Annotated in this window: 1 pseudogene; it reads left to right on the forward strand. The window is 68.4% G+C overall.

Going from position 1 to position 437, the window contains the following annotated elements:
* Positions 1–437: pseudogene (locus AACY52_RS31580) on the forward strand (NAD-dependent DNA ligase LigA); the annotation flags it as partial.

Consider the following 437-nt stretch of genomic DNA (forward strand, 5'->3'; position numbering starts at 1 on the left):
ATACCGCCGCAACCGAGCTGGCCCGGCTGGCGGAGGTGATCGCGCACCACAACCGCCTGTATCACACCGATGACGCGCCCGAGATTTCGGACGCGGACTATGATGCGCTGGTGCGCCGCAATGCCGCGATCGAGGCGGCGTTCCCGCATCTGGTGCGCAGCGATTCGCCGAGCGTCCAGGTCGGTGCCGCCCCCGCCGCGCATCTCGCCAAGGTCGCCCATGCGCGGCCAATGACCAGCCTCGACAATGCCTTTACCGATGAGGACGTCGCCGATTTCGTCGGCCGCGTGCGCCGCTTCCTGGCACTGCCCGAGGACGCGCCGGTGGAACTCACCGCCGAGCCCAAGATCGACGGCCTTTCCTGTTCGCTGCGCTACGAAAACGGGCACCTCGTCCAGGCGCTCACCCGCGGCGATGGGCAGGTGGGCGAGGATGTC

It is taken from the genome of Pseudomonas sp. EA_65y_Pfl1_P113 (assembly GCF_963970525.1).
GTDB lineage: Bacteria > Pseudomonadota > Gammaproteobacteria > Pseudomonadales > Pseudomonadaceae > Aquipseudomonas > Aquipseudomonas tritici.